This window comes from Allosphingosinicella deserti, assembly GCF_003012735.1.
Taxonomy (GTDB): domain Bacteria; phylum Pseudomonadota; class Alphaproteobacteria; order Sphingomonadales; family Sphingomonadaceae; genus Allosphingosinicella; species Allosphingosinicella deserti.
This window is the reverse complement of record NZ_PXYI01000006.1, coordinates 27,323-41,030: the sequence shown is the minus strand read 5'-3', so window position 1 is coordinate 41,030 and position 13,708 is coordinate 27,323. Positions and strand designations below refer to the sequence as shown.

The 13,708-nt window shown below is 65.9% G+C and carries 11 protein-coding genes; 3 read left to right on the top strand and 8 right to left on the bottom strand.

Translation table 11 applies throughout. From position 1 onward, the window contains the following. The first annotated feature begins 105 nt into the window (after positions 1-105). The gene (locus C7I55_RS17740; protein WP_158266478.1) at positions 106-3,288 is read left to right on the top strand and encodes a PAS domain S-box protein; all 3,183 of its coding nucleotides are present in this window, start codon (positions 106-108) and stop codon (positions 3,286-3,288) included. A gap of 1 nt (position 3,289) precedes the next feature. On the opposite strand, the gene C7I55_RS17735 is transcribed toward C7I55_RS17740, so the two are convergent. The 6 genes from C7I55_RS17735 to C7I55_RS28555 form a co-directional block, all read right to left on the bottom strand. Continuing rightward, complete coding sequence (locus C7I55_RS17735; protein ID WP_106514362.1) at positions 3,290-4,093, bottom strand: helix-turn-helix domain-containing protein; 804 nt, start codon at positions 4,091-4,093, stop codon at positions 3,290-3,292. Positions 4,094-4,162: 69 nt separating this feature from the next. Next, complete coding sequence (locus C7I55_RS17730; RefSeq protein WP_106514361.1) at positions 4,163-4,549, bottom strand: hypothetical protein; 387 nt, start codon at positions 4,547-4,549, stop codon at positions 4,163-4,165. Positions 4,550-4,654: 105 nt separating this feature from the next. Next, positions 4,655-5,590, bottom strand: coding sequence for a 3-keto-disaccharide hydrolase (locus tag C7I55_RS17725; protein ID WP_233222278.1), 936 nt, complete (start codon positions 5,588-5,590; stop codon positions 4,655-4,657). Positions 5,591-5,671: 81 nt separating this feature from the next. Continuing rightward, positions 5,672-6,439 (bottom strand): NIPSNAP family protein, encoded by a 768-nt coding sequence (locus C7I55_RS17720; protein WP_199192895.1) that lies wholly within the window; start codon positions 6,437-6,439, stop codon positions 5,672-5,674. Next, the gene (locus tag C7I55_RS17715) at positions 6,436-6,912 is read right to left on the bottom strand and encodes a DUF1579 domain-containing protein (protein ID WP_199192893.1); all 477 of its coding nucleotides are present in this window, start codon (positions 6,910-6,912) and stop codon (positions 6,436-6,438) included. The genes C7I55_RS17720 and C7I55_RS17715 overlap by 4 nt, the downstream gene beginning before the upstream one ends. After that, positions 6,909-7,145, bottom strand: a complete 237-nt coding sequence (locus tag C7I55_RS28555) for a hypothetical protein (protein ID WP_199192891.1) — start codon at positions 7,143-7,145, stop codon at positions 6,909-6,911. Before C7I55_RS28555 ends, C7I55_RS17715 begins: the two co-directional genes overlap by 4 nt. A 421-nt stretch (positions 7,146-7,566) precedes the next feature. Between C7I55_RS28555 and C7I55_RS17705 the strand changes: the two genes are divergently transcribed. Both C7I55_RS17705 and C7I55_RS17700 read left to right on the top strand, forming a co-directional pair. Further along, complete coding sequence (locus tag C7I55_RS17705) at positions 7,567-8,556, top strand: helix-turn-helix transcriptional regulator (protein WP_106514358.1); 990 nt, start codon at positions 7,567-7,569, stop codon at positions 8,554-8,556. 946 nt (positions 8,557-9,502) lie between these two features. After that, positions 9,503-10,894 carry an exopolysaccharide biosynthesis polyprenyl glycosylphosphotransferase gene (locus tag C7I55_RS17700; RefSeq protein ID WP_233222277.1) on the top strand — a complete coding sequence of 464 codons (1,392 nt, stop codon included), beginning with the start codon at positions 9,503-9,505 and terminating at the stop codon, positions 10,892-10,894. A 409-nt stretch (positions 10,895-11,303) separates the two neighbouring features. On the opposite strand, the gene C7I55_RS17695 is transcribed toward C7I55_RS17700, so the two are convergent. Both C7I55_RS17695 and galU read right to left on the bottom strand, forming a co-directional pair. Continuing rightward, positions 11,304-12,647 carry a UDP-glucose dehydrogenase family protein gene (locus C7I55_RS17695; protein ID WP_106514356.1) on the bottom strand — a complete coding sequence of 448 codons (1,344 nt, stop codon included), beginning with the start codon at positions 12,645-12,647 and terminating at the stop codon, positions 11,304-11,306. Then, positions 12,635-13,573 (bottom strand): UTP--glucose-1-phosphate uridylyltransferase GalU, encoded by a 939-nt coding sequence (galU, locus tag C7I55_RS17690; protein WP_106514355.1) that lies wholly within the window; start codon positions 13,571-13,573, stop codon positions 12,635-12,637. The genes C7I55_RS17695 and galU overlap by 13 nt, the downstream gene beginning before the upstream one ends. Positions 13,574-13,708: the final 135 nt, after the last annotated feature.

Sequence of the window (13,708 nt, the reverse complement as noted above, 5' to 3'; positions counted from 1 at the left end):
CACGCCACCGCCGCCCCAGGCAATGCTATTTGCCCCCCGCATCTGCGAAGGGCCTATAATGAAGGATCGCGCGGCATCACGCCGCCCAACAGTCCGGTACGCCTCATGCCCCTCGATCACCCGCAATCCTGCTCGTCCGGATGGACCGTTCAACGGCTGGAAGCGCTCGCCCACGTACATACCAAATTGGCCGAAGCGGAACTCGATCTCGAAGGCTTCATGCAGGCGGTGGTCGACGAGCTCGAGCAGCTGGTCGGCGCCGACGGCGTGGTGCTGGAGCTCGCCGAGGGTCGGGAGATGGTCTACCGCGCCACCAATCCTGCTTTGTCCCAGTTTCTCGGCCTGCGCATCAATCGCACCGGGAGCCTCTCCGGCCTTTGCGTCGACAAAGGCGAGATCCTGCTGTGCCGCGACACGTTCGAGGATCCCCGCGTCGACCGCGCCGCCTGCGAGCGCACCGGCATCCGATCGATGATCTGCGCGCCCTTGCTTCAGCAGGGTGAGGCGATCGGCGCGATCAAGATCTCGTCGGGCCGAGTCGACGCGTTCAGCGCGAGCGACATCCACGCCTTGCGCCTGCTCACCGCGATTCTGGCGGCCGAAATGGGCAAGCAGCTGCGCTTCGAACGCACCGAGCGGATGCTTGAGGAATGGACCGAACGCTCGCTTGAACTCGCCAAGGAGGTCGGTGAGCGCCTGCGCCTGGAGAACAGCCTCCGCGCCAACGAGCAGCGGCTCGCCAACATCATCGCCAATGCCCATCAGGCGATCATCACCACCGACGAGGTCGGCACGATCACCTGCTGGAACCGGCAGGCGGCCCTGACCTTCGGGTGGAGCGAAAGCGAGGCGATCGGCCAGAATATCGCCCACCTGATCATCCCGCCCGAGCTTCACGCCAGCCACGAACAGGGCATGAAGCGCTTTCTGCAGACCGAAGAAGGATCGCTGATCGGCAAGCGCGTCGAGGTCGAGGCGCTTCAGCGCAGCGGCGCACGAATCCCGATCGAGATTGCGATCAACGCCACCCGCATGAACGACGGGTGGGAATTCACCGCCCTGCTCCACGACATTTCCGAGCGCCGCGATCGCACCGAGATGTTCGAGAACGGCTTCTTTCACGCGCCGATCGGCATGGCCCTCGTCGGGCTCGACGGCGGCTTCCTGAAGGTCAACGATTCCTTCTGCGACATCGTCGGCTATTCGCCGGACGAGCTCCGCGCGCTCGATTTCAAGGCGATCACCCATGCCGACGACGTCGGCCGCGACACCAGCTTCCTGGAGCAGATGCTGATCGGCGAGATCAGCAATTACAAGATCGGCAAACGCTATATCCGCAAGAGCGGCGAGACGGTGTGGGTGCGGCTTTCGGTCTCGCTGGTCGAGGCGGCGGACGGCTCGCCTAGGCATTTCATCGCTCAGGTCGAGGATCTGACGAGCGAGCGAGCCGCCGAGAATCGCTACCGGCTGATGGCCGAGAATTCGACCGACATCATCGTCACCGGCGACCATGACGGGCGGATGACCTTCATCTCGCCGTCCTGCGAGACGATCCTCGGCCTGAGCGAAAGCGACGTGCTGGGCAGGCCTTTCATCGACTTCGTCCATCCCGACGATCTCCGGGGCGTCCGCCGCCACTTCGCGCGGCTGAACAAGACCGGATCGTGCGAACGTTTCCGCTGGCGCGCTCGCCATCGCCCCTCGATCTGGCTCGAATCCTCCCCTGCTCTGCTCCGGGAGAGCGGCGGCGACCACGTGATCGGATATATCGACGTTGTCCGCGACGTCACCGCCCAGAAGGCGCAGGAGGACGCGCTCGCCGTTGCCCGGCTGAAGGCGGAAGAGGCCGTCCGATCCAAATCCGATTTCGTCGCCAATATGAGCCACGAGCTCAGGACTCCGCTCAACAGCATCATCGGCTTCTCGCATCTGCTCGTCGAAGTGCCGAACCTCGATCGGGAGACCCAGCGCCGGGTGCGCCTGATCCACAATGCCGGCCAGGCGCTGCAGGGCGTGATCGACAACGTCCTCGATTTCTCCAAGATCGAGGCCGCCGCGCTCGAGCTCAACGTCGCGCCCTTCGATTTGCCGACTTTCCTCCGCGAAACGGTCGCTTTGATGGAGCCGCAGGCCGCGGCGCGCGATCTGGCCTTGCGGCTGTTGATCAGCCCCGATGTCCCCGCCTCCGCCGCGGCCGATGAAGGCCGTCTTCGCCAGGTGCTGCTCAACTTGCTGTCGAACGCGGTGAAGTTCACCCGCGAAGGCGCGGTCACCCTGAGCGTCTGGCCGGTGTCGCTGACCGAACAGATCATCAGGCTGCGGGTCGAAGTGCGCGACACCGGCGCCGGCATCTCGCCCGAGCGGATCGAAACCCTGTTCGGGCGCTTCGTTCAGGCGGGCCCGACCGTATCGTCCCATTATGGCGGCACCGGCCTTGGTCTTGCGATCAGCCGTCAGCTGATCGAGCTGATGGGCGGGCAGATGGGTGTCACCAGCACGCTCGGCGAAGGGTCCACCTTCTGGTTCGAGGTTCCGCTGCCCCGCGCCGCCACCGCCGCCGTCCATGGCGACGAGCTGCGCGCGCTGGCGCAGGATGCGCTCGCCGGCAAGCGCGTGCTCGTCGTCGACGACGTCGATCTCAACCGCGATCTGATGCTGGCCATGTTGTCGCGCTACGGCTGCGAAATCGAAATCGCCGAACATGGCGCCGCCGCGGTTGCGGCCGTGTTCGCGCGCCCGTTCGATCTGGTGCTGATGGATTGTCAGATGCCGGTGATGGACGGCTTTGCGGCAACTCGCGCGATCCGGTCCGCCGGCCCGCCGCACGCGCAACTGCCGATCGTCGCACTCACCGCCAGTGCCCAGCAAAGCCATCTCGATCGCTGCCGCGCGGCCGGGATGAACGATCATCTCACCAAGCCGCTCCACCATGGTGCGCTCGAGCGGATGCTCGTGCGATTCCTCACCGGCCCCAATGCGAGGACAAAGGCGGCGGCCCCTCAGGATGCCGCTCCGGTCAAGCCGAGCCTCGCCGAACGCTATGGCCAGCGCAAGAGCAACGCGCTTGAGACGATCGGCAGGATGCTCCGCGAGGATTGCCTTTCGGACGGCGAGCTCAGGGAGATCGCGACCATCGCCCACCAGATCGCCGGCACCGCCGGGATGTTCGGCGACGCCGCCTTCGGCGACGCGGCGCGGGACCTGGAAACGGTGACCGAACGCGCGACGGCCGACGAGCGCATGGCCGCGCTTCGCCGGGCCTTCGATCAGATGCAGCGCGCCGCCTGATCTACTTGGCCTGGCGCAGCCGCTCCGCCGTCGCCTCGTCGGCCGGAAAGAAGGCCTCGATCGCGAGCTCGGACAAGGTGACGTCGAGAGGCGTTCCGAACACCGTAGTCGTGCTGAAGAAGTTGAGCTCCCCCGCGGGTGTTGCCAGCCGCAGGGGAACGTAGAGACCGGCGCTGTCGTCAGGTTCGGACGCGTCCGCCGGGGGCGCGTCGTAGCCGGAAAGCTCTTCCAACAAGGCGAGCAGCCGCGGATCGCCGCTCGCGGCGGACTGGCGGCGCAGCCGCTCGAGCAAATGCGCCTTCCACGCGCCGAGATTGCGGATCGCCGGCGCGAGGCCCTGCGGATGCAGGCTGAGGCGAAGCACGTTGGCCGGAGCCGCGAGCAATTCGGACGCCGCGCCGGCCATCAGTGCGGCGGCGGCGCGATTGGCGGCGACCAGGGTCCAGGCGCGGTCGACGGCGAGAGCGGGAAAAGGATCGTGCGCGTCGAGCACCCGCTCGACCGCACGGCGTGCCGCGGCCAGATCGGGATGGTCGAGCGGCCGCTCCGCATAAGCGGGCGCGTAGCCGCCGGCGAGCAGCAGCAGGTTGCGCTCGCGCAGCGGCACATCGAGCTGCTCCGCGAGCAGGGCCAGCATCTCGCGGCTGGGCTTGGACCGGCCCGTCTCGAGGAAGCTCAGATGGCGGGTCGAGATCCCGGCGTCGAGCGCGAGATCCATCTGGCTGAGGCGGCGGAGCTGGCGCCAGGCACGGAGCTGCTCGCCGACCGGCTTCAGCCGCTCCCTGGGTCGGACGGTCGGATCCATGGCAACTCTCCTCGCGCGGTCAGGAACAGAAGCGGGGCTCGGCAGGATCCGAGCCCCGCACGTCGGCGATCATGCCTTCGCGGCCGCGATCTTCAGCACGCCGGCCGTTTCGAGCAAGGTCAGTGCGGCGACCATCAACGCCTGCGCCGCGACAAAGGCCTGGCCGAGCCCGGTGATCCCGGCGTTGCTGGCGATCAACACAAAGCTTTCGGCGGTCCATAGGAGGTTGCCGGCGATAACCAGCCAGATCGGCAGCGGGCGGAGGACCGGACGGAGCGCCGTCCAGCCGATGAACAGCCCAATCGGCAGCAGCAGCAGGCCCGCACCGCGCAGGATCGCCAGGTCGATTCCGAACAGGCCGGTGAGCGGGCCGGCGACGATCGCGAGCAACGCGCCCATGCCCAGACAACTCGCCGCATCGAGCAACAGGATGCGCTTCAGGAACAGATCGGTCATTGCGTGTCTCCTTTGCCGGCACCGTGCCGGCGAAGAAGACTATCGGCGCTTCGACGTCACCGGGTCGATTACGTCGGACGTAATGGCGACGCTCGGCCGTACGGCTCAGTCCTTGACGACGCGGGGAAGCGCGGCGATCGGCTCGACGGTGACGTTGCGGAAGTAGGTTTCGGCGCCTTCCGACTGGAACTGGATCCGGCCGCTGGTCAGCGGACGTTTCTTGCCGGTCTTGCGATCGCGGATGCTGAGATCGTGCACCTCCATGACGGGCACGCCGTTCAGGACGTGGATCGCACGGTCGCCGAGCACGTAGAGATCGACCGTGTTCCACTCGCCGACGGGACGCTCCGGATCGGTCGACGCCTCGACGTTCCACGCCGGCTGGGCAACATCGATGGTGCGGCCGCCGACCATGTAGCGGCGATGCGGATAGATGATCTTTGGATCGTAGCCGACGCTGGTGCGCACGCCGATATGGGTGCCGACGGGCACGACCATGCCGACCGATCCGAGCATGATCTCGAACTCCACCGCCGGCATCCAGGTCCCGTAGACGCCGCCCGGCGTGCCGCCGGAATGATAGAGCAGGCCGTTATTGTGGGGTTGATCGACCCTCGGTGCGTAACGCTGCGCACCCCATTTATACTCGAGCCGGAGATGATAGTTCGAAAACTTCTTGTTGTGGACGATGCTGCCCCAGGTCTCGCCGTTGACGTAGAGCGCAGGGCCGCCGTCCACCTCGACCATCTTGAACATCGATCCCTGGCCCGCACCGATCGGCTTGGCGCCGGGCTTGTCGAGATAGGTGAGCGCGGGATCGCGATAGCCGAGCCAGGTCTGCCAATCGTTGAGATCGCGACCGTTGAGCAAGGCGATTGCCGGGCCGGTCGGCTTCGGCACGTCGACGAGGCGCAGCGATTGCGGCACGTGCGCCGGGTCGCCGGCGATCGCCTGCGCCTGTTCCGGGCTCATCTGCGCATGGGCGCTTGCCGCTGCGACACCGAGCCCCAAGCACAGTCCCACCAGCATCGGCACTCTCATCGTCTTCTCCCCACTTGACGCGTCAAGCAGCGTCTCTAGCCCGGCGCCGTTCCGAGGGTCCAGCAAAGAATGACAGCGTTGTCAGGCTGACGCGGGGACAAGGCGGATGCGCTCTGGCTTGCGCATCAGGGCCGGCAACAGGTCGACACTCGCCGAGTCGCGCCATCCGCTGCGGGAGGCCCAGCGTCGCTCGAACCGATCGAGATCGGAGCGCGTCCGCCAGGCTGCGAACCAGACCAACACAGGCTCGCCCTCGCGAACTGGAAGCGGCGGGAAACTGTTCGGGCCCGTCTCGCTTTCGAGCGTCCACACCGGCCGGGCACCATCCGCCACGAGCAACGGCGCCAGATGGTCTTCGAAGAAGCGCGCAAACGCCTCGGGCGCCGTACTCCCAAGGTAATGGATCGTCGCGGTGACCAGAGCGGGCGCGGCCAAAGCGGCCGCAGAGCCGCTCCGGCGGCGCAGAAGGAGCACATTGTCAGAGTCGATCATCGTTGCATTGGCTGCGTCGCGATGCGCACGCCACACAGAACCGCCGTAGAAGGTTCGCAGCGCCGTTCCCCGCTCGACCATGCCCTCGAACCCGCGCAGCCAGACGAAACGGTCCGGGTCGTCGATGTCTCGATAGGTGCCGAGCACCGGCGCTCTCGCCGCAGCCTGCGGTGCCACGAAGGCGCGTTCGAAGAGGCGGATCAACGTGTCGCGCTGGCCGCCGCGCAGCGTGTACTGACGCAGCTCGACGATGTTTGCCGCGGAGTCCGCCATCGCTTTGTCTTCCTTCCTCTTCTGGGCCGCGGCCAGCGGCACGGCCGCCATCGTCGCCACGAAATCGCGGCGGCTCAGGGTCACGAGAGGCGCTCGAACTGCATGGTCCAGTTGGTTTCCCAGCGTGCGCCGCCATCCGCCGAAAAGGCCTGCTCCCATCGTGGGGACTCGGTCGAGACATCGGACCAGAGGAAGCGGACCTTGATGGGACTGCCATCAAGCGTGTCGTCGGCGAGAAAGGTGCCGAGTCCGTCGACGAACCGTCCGACGACCGGGGGGTCGATGGCGGAGACTCGCGTATCGAACCACCAGATCGACCAGAGGCCCGTCGCCGGATCGAGGCGCCGGAACGCGGCGGCACGGTAGGGACCGGCAGGATCGTTCAGCATCTGGTCTTCTACGTTGGCGCCGCCGCCGAGGAGTTCCCACGCAGAGCAGGTTCCATCGAACGCAATCCAGTCGGTCGAGCCGGCCAGCCGTTGCCTGAGCTTCCTGTGCCGCACCCGCCACCGGCCGGTTTGGAACGCGAATGCGTGCATGCCCTCGTGTCCGATCATCCTGCACTCTCCTGGTCGCGTTCGAAATCCATGATCCAGTTCGTCTCCCACCCTTTGCCCCCATCGGCGGAAAAGGCCTGAGCCCAGCGGGCGCGTCCGGGACGCACATCCTCGTAGGTGAAGCGAACGGCGATCGGTCGCCCCTCGAAGCTCTCGTCCGCGTAGAAGCGTCCGGTCCTTGCGTCGAAGCGTCCGATCACCGGCGTGCCGAGGCCGGGAACGCGTTCGTCCACCCAGTATATCGACCACGTCCCGGTGCGGGGATCGAACACCCGCAGCGACGTCGCCAGATAGCGGCCCGCCGGATCGTCCAGAACATTCTCGTCGACATTGCCGTGGCCGCCGAGGACCGGTTTGACGTCCAGGGTGCCGGGGAATTCGAACCAGTCGCGCGCCCCCTCCAGACGCGTCCGCAGCTTGCGGTGGCGAACTCGCCAGCGGCCGTGCAGGAAATCGAATTCCCTGGCGAGGCACCCTTGAACGCCTCGGCCGGCCTCGCCGCAAGCACCGGGGCAAGAGCCACAAAGGCGGCACCGTGGATGACATGACGGCGTTGAAGCTGGAATGGATCAGGCACGCTGCATCTCCCTTGGGAGTTGCTGTACGGCCGTATAGATGACACGGAATGTCACCTATTGATGGCGAGACAAAAAAATGCGCGCCAGCCGACTGCTTACCATCCTGATCAGGCTGCAACTCGGCGGACGGGTGACCGCGCGGGCGCTCGCGGAAAAGCTCGAAGTGTCGAAGCGGACGATCTACCGCGACATCGACGAACTCAGTGCCGCGGGAATCCCGGTCTACGCGGATCGCGGCCGTGACGGAGGCTTCGCTCTCCTCGACACATTTCGCACCCAGATCACCGGCCTCACCACCGGCGAGTCGGAAGCCTTGCTGCTGGCCGGCATACCCCTCGTCGCAGCCGATCTCGGGCTCAGCGGCGCTGCGCACGGCGCACGCGCCAAGCTGCTCGCCGGCCTCAGCGACGCGGAGCGGGCAGAAGCGCAGCGGGTCGCCGACCGATTCCACCTTGATCCGCTCGACTGGTATCGGCGCGCCCGACCGGCACCGCATCTGCCGTTGATCGCGGAGGCCGTGTGGAGCGGGCGCCGTCTGCGGCTCGATTATGAAGGCTGGGAGCGCGTGAGCGCCGTGATCGTCGAACCGCTCGGACTGGTCGTGAAGGGTGGGCAATGGTATCTGGTGGCGAAGACAAGGACCGCGCCGCGCACCTTCCGCCTGTCGGCGGTCCGCGAGGCCGCCCTGCTCGACGAGACGTTCGAGCGCCCGCGGGATTTCGATCTCGCCGATTATTGGTCGAAAGCGATTGCGCGGTTCGAAAAGGGGCTCCGCCGAGAGCAAGCCCGGCTCCGCGCCGCCCCGAGCAGCTTCGATCGCATCGACCGGCTCGGTGCCGACATCGCTGAGCCCCTGCGTGCGGCCGCGCCGGACGCGGATGGCTGGCGCGAGGCGACAATTCCCATCGAAAGCATAGGTTTTGCCGCCGGCCTGCTCTTGGGCTTCGGCGACGAGATCGAAGTCATAGCGCCGCAAGCGCTGAGAACCGAACTGGCCGAGCGGGCCGCGCGCGTGCAGAAACTGTACGCAGAAGCCGATGACTGCGCGCCCGCCAAGGACCGGTAGTAAGGATCATGCGCGGCGGTGCGCGGCTTCGACGCGGATGCGCTACGGCAAGCATGCTGTGCGGCCCGGACTTGTAACGCCGCTCTCCCCGAGCGCTTCATGGCCTTGGTCGACACGGCAGAGACAAGATCCGACGATTCGCGTCTACACCGCGCAGGACGACTTATCAGACACTTGAGACACCAATGATCGTTCGATGCCGCGCCAGGCTTCGCCACTCGGCGTCAACAGGCCGCAGTCCATCCCGCGTTGCGCAGCAACCTAGGTGCCCTCTCACGGATCTTGGTGAGACCGATCCACCACAGAGTTGAAGAAAAAATACAATTTCAAGACAGGCCTGTGGAACTACGACTCGAATTGAGGCATCCTGTGTTGTAGGATGAGTTAGGCACAAGAGAACCCGATCCGGGGTTCCGCCAGAGAGGATGCTATGGCCGAAGGATCGCGAGGCCCGTTGGGCCCTCCGGACGCACAAGCGGTGAAGCCGCCATTGGCGGGGCTTGGAACCGCCGGGTTACCGAAGGCGCTTCACACGCGCCGAGAGCCCTGGAACCTGTCGGCGGATGATGCCGAGCACGGCGTCCAGCTGATCTCGAGGCTTTCTGGACCTGTGATTCTCCTTCTGGCCCTTACAGCAATCGTGTATTTTCTAGTCAACGCATTGATCTAGAAGTATTTCCACAGGTGTCCGCGACGTTGCGCCGCCGAACCCGCTGATCATTCGGCGAAGTTCGGGCCTTTCGCTTGCGCCGGGCGAGCTGCCGACTCCATTTCGGAGAGTCCCTTCTCCAGCACGTATCGTCTCAGAACGACGCGCTTTGCGTCGCAGACGCCTTGCCTTTCCCGATCGATTGTGGCTGCTGCGACGCAACAAAGGATTGCGGCGCTGCGGCTGGAAGGCTTCGGGGCCATGGTTTCAGTTGCGTCACAGAGTAAAGGGTGCCGCGTGTCTAAGGTTGACTTGGCGATCCAGAATCAGTTGCACCGGACCGGGTTCGCACCTGCGGCACGGCGGAATCTCAGGGTCTCTCTCTGCCTTTCGCTGATCGGTGCCGACGTGCTGGCGCTGCTCGTCGGGCTGATGGTCGGACTTCACATCGCCCAAGCCGGATCGGTGTCCGAAGGAGTCTGGACCTCGTTCCTCGGCGGCGTGCTGGTCTATCTCGCGATCGCGTTCCAGAATCAGGCCTTCAATCCCAAGGTCCTGACCAGCGCCACTGCCAGCGTGCGCCAGGCGATCCTCTCGCTTGCCGCCACCATGCTCATCTTCCTGCTCGCCGTCTTCTCGTTGAAGGTCACGGGCCAACTGCCACGGCTTGCGCTTTCCACCGGGATCCTTGCTTCGGCAGTGCTCGCCGTTAGTCAGCGCGTGCTCATCTGCCACCTCGTTCGACGGACCTGGGGCAACTCGCTGCGCGCGGAGCTCGTGATCGTCGACGGCGGCCCCGTGCCGGACGCCTATCGCGGCAGCGCCGTCATCGATGCCGGTTCGTCCGCGCTGCGGTCGGACATCGACGATCCCTACATGCTGAACCGGCTGGCAATGGTGCTGCGCCACTATGATCGGGTGATCATCAGTTGCGCCCCCGATCGCAAGACGGAATGGGCGCAGGTTTTGAAGGGGGCCAATATCCAGGGCGAGATCGTCGTGCCCGAGCTCAGCGAGCTCGGCCCTCTCGCCATCCAGCAGCTCAGCGGGGTAGCCACCGTCGTCGTATCGAGAGGCCCCTTGAACCTTGCCAATCGCGCCAAAAAGCGCGCCCTCGACATCGCTCTCACCGTCCCGGTGCTGATCGCTCTTGCGCCGCTGATGATCCTGGTTGCGATCGCGATCCGGCTGGACAGCCCCGGGCCGGTGTTCTTCCGGCAGGAGCGGATGGGCCGCGGCAACCGCATCTTCCACATCTACAAGTTCCGCAGCATGCGGGTCGAGAGCGCCGACGCGTCCGGCAACCGCTCCGCGCGCCGGGACGACGATCGGATCACCCGCGTCGGCCGTCTTATCCGCAAGACCAGCATCGACGAACTGCCGCAGCTGCTCAACGTGCTGCTCGGCGAGATGAGCCTCGTCGGACCCCGCCCCCACGCGCTCGGCTCGCTTGCCGGCGACGAGCTCTTCTGGCGCGTTGACCGCCAATATTGGCACCGCCATGCGCTCAAGCCGGGCATTACCGGGCTCGCGCAGGTCCGTGGGTTCAGGGGTGCGACCGAGCATCGCCGCGACATCCTCAATCGTCTGGAAGCCGATCTCGAATATATGCAGGGCTGGAGCCTGCTGCGCGACATCAGCATTCTCGGTCGCACCCTCGCCGTGCTGGTCCACCGCAACGCCTATTGAGCGGGGATACCCTCGCGAGCGTTCAGGCGACACGTATCGTCCCTTCCCGCCCAGGTCTGTCGGCAAGTAGATCCTCACCAGCAGGTGCGTCGGCCTGCCGGAGGCTTGGCCGAGCTGTGCCAGCTGCGGAGGGGAAGTCTCCTGAGGGCGCCACCCGGCTATCGAGCAGCCGCATTCCCTCGGCCCTCGCAGGCGAGTGGCTTTTTGAGCCCGTCCGGCTTCTGCTGGGGCAACCCGCCCCACCAGGCTGGGGAGGCTCTCGGCCGAAGCGACCACAGGCCTGCAGTCGTCCGAGCGATCGCCGGCATCTCGCCCACACGAAAGCGCCCGCTCCCGCCTTCCCTCTCCACCGTCCTGGCAGAGAGCGAAAGCCGGAGCGGGCGCAAACGCGTCCGCGAATCGTGGTGTTTTATTCGGCGGCGATGTCCACTTCGTTCGGCACCGGCTGCAAGCCGCGACCAACGCTGGTGTGGACGAAGCCGGCGGCCTCGACGGCCTCAGTCTGGTAGATGTTGCGCAGATCGACCAGGGCATCGCCGACCATCAGGCCGCGCAGGCGGCGCAGATCGAGCGCTCGGAACGCGTCCCATTCGGTGACGATCACCGCCGCCGATGCGCCTTCTGCCGCATCGTAAGGCGAGCTTGCGAACGCGACGGTCGGAAGCATCGACTTGGCCGCCTCCATGCCTTCCGGATCGTAGGCGCGCACGGTGGCACCGCCATCCTCGAGCGCCTGGATGATCGCGAGCGCCGGCGCATCGCGCATGTCGTCGGTGTTCGGCTTGAAGGTCAGGCCAAGCACCGCGATGGTCTTGCCGCGCACCGATCCGCCGCACGCGGCAATGATCTTGCGGCCCATCGCACGCTTGCGCGTGTCGTTGACCGCGACCGTGGTTTCGATCAGCCGGATCGGGGCACCGGCATCCTCGGCGGTCTTCACCAGGGCAAGCGTATCCTTGGGGAAGCAGGAACCGCCATAGCCTGGGCCGGCATGGAGGAACTTGCGTCCGATGCGGTTGTCGAGCCCGATTCCGCGCGCGACTTCCTGCACGTCGGCACCGACCCGCTCGCACAATTCGGCGACCTCGTTGATGAAGGTGATCTTCATCGCGAGGAAGGCATTGGCGGCATATTTGATCAGCTCGCTGGTGCGACGGCCGGTGAACAGGATCGGCGACTGATTGAGGTAGAGCGGGCGGTAGACTTCCTCCAGCACCGGACGGGCACGATCGTCCTCGATGCCGATGACGATTCGATCCGGGCGCTTGAAATCCTCGATCGCAGCGCCTTCGCGCAGGAATTCGGGATTGGATGCGACCGCGACATCCGCTTTCGGATTGGCATCCCGCAGGATCCGCTCGACCTCGTCGCCGGTTCCGACCGGGACGGTCGATTTGGTGACGACCACCGTAAATCCGGTCAGCCAGGGCGCAATCTCGGCGGCCGCGGCATGGACGTAGGACAGATCGGCATGACCGTCGCCACGGCGTGCCGGCGTGCCGACCGCGATGAAGACGCAATCCGCATCCCAGACCGGCTGAGCAAGGTCGGTCGAGAAGGACAGCCGACCGGCCGCGACGTTGCGGGCAACCAGATCCTCGAGGCCCGGCTCATAGATCGGGATCTTGCCTTCGCGCAGGCGAGAGATCTTGCTCTCGTCCTTGTCGATGCAGACCACCTGATGGCCGAAGTCCGCCAGGCAGGCGCCCGACACCAGGCCGACATAGCCCGATCCGATCATCACGATACGCATGCGACACTCCCTTCTTCGTCATTGGCAACGGCGGCGGCGGCACGGACCGCTCCGCGTTCGGCGAGCAGGGCCCGGGCGAACCGCTCCACTTCCGCACTGATTTCCTCGCGCTCGAGCGCGAGGGCGAGGTTGGCGTGGAGGAAACCGGCTTTGTCGCCGCAATCGTAGCGCGTCCCGGCAAAGGTCAACCCGTGGAACGGCTGGCTGCCGATCAGCTGCGCCATCGCATCGGTAAGCTGGATCTCGCCGCCGGCCCCCTTCTGCTGACCCGAGAGGATCTGCATCACCTGCGGCTGCAGGATGTAGCGGCCGATGACGGAGAGATTGGACGGCGCGGTGCCCGGAGCAGGCTTCTCGACGAGACCCTTCACTTCGGTGAGGGCACCGTCCCGCTGGCCGGGCGTGATGATTCCGTAGCGATGGGTCTGATCGTCGGGCACGATCTCGGCGCAGAGCAGATTGCCGCCCGTCCGGTTATAGGCATCCACCATCTGGCGAAGGCAGCCGGGCGTGCCGACCATCAGATCGTCGGCGAGCAGCACCGCGAACGGCTCGTCGCCGACGATGTCGCGCGCGCACCACACCGCGTGGCCCAGGCCCATCGGCTCCTGCTGCCGGACATAGGCGATCGCGCCCGGATTGAGACGCGAGCCGTCGAGCAGCCCGAGCGACTTGCCGCGCTCGCGCATCGTCGCCTCGAGCTCGAAGGCGACGTCGAAATGGTCTTCGATCGCGGTCTTGCCGCGTGCGGTAACGAAGATCATCTGCTCGATCCCCGCCTCGATTGCTTCTTCGACCGCATATTGGATCAGCGGCCGGTCAACGACCGGAAGCATCTCCTTCGGCACGGCCTTCGTCGCGGGAAGAAAGCGGGTTCCAAGCCCACCCACGGGAAAGACTGCCTTGCGAACAGGTTTGATTGCCATCACTGTCCCTTTTTATCGCTGCAGCGCAGCAGGACACTCTTCTGCGGCGCAGCATACAGCGTCTTGAGCACGAAAGGAGATTGGGCACAAGGCCCGACCGCCGTCTTGGCGTCACCGGAGCGGCGTGTCGCCCCG

Coding starts and splice junctions, on each gene's coding strand:
- C7I55_RS17740 (WP_158266478.1), top strand. CDS start 106: ATGCCCCTCGATCACCCGCAATCCTGCTCGTCCGGATGGACCGTTCAA.
- C7I55_RS17735 (WP_106514362.1), bottom strand. CDS start 4,093: ATGGATCCGACCGTCCGACCCAGGGAGCGGCTGAAGCCGGTCGGCGAG.
- C7I55_RS17730 (WP_106514361.1), bottom strand. CDS start 4,549: ATGACCGATCTGTTCCTGAAGCGCATCCTGTTGCTCGATGCGGCGAGT.
- C7I55_RS17725 (WP_233222278.1), bottom strand. CDS start 5,590: ATGAGAGTGCCGATGCTGGTGGGACTGTGCTTGGGGCTCGGTGTCGCA.
- C7I55_RS17715 (WP_199192893.1), bottom strand. CDS start 6,912: ATGATCGGACACGAGGGCATGCACGCATTCGCGTTCCAAACCGGCCGG.
- C7I55_RS17705 (WP_106514358.1), top strand. CDS start 7,567: ATGCGCGCCAGCCGACTGCTTACCATCCTGATCAGGCTGCAACTCGGC.
- C7I55_RS17695 (WP_106514356.1), bottom strand. CDS start 12,647: ATGCGTATCGTGATGATCGGATCGGGCTATGTCGGCCTGGTGTCGGGC.
- galU (WP_106514355.1), bottom strand. CDS start 13,573: ATGGCAATCAAACCTGTTCGCAAGGCAGTCTTTCCCGTGGGTGGGCTT.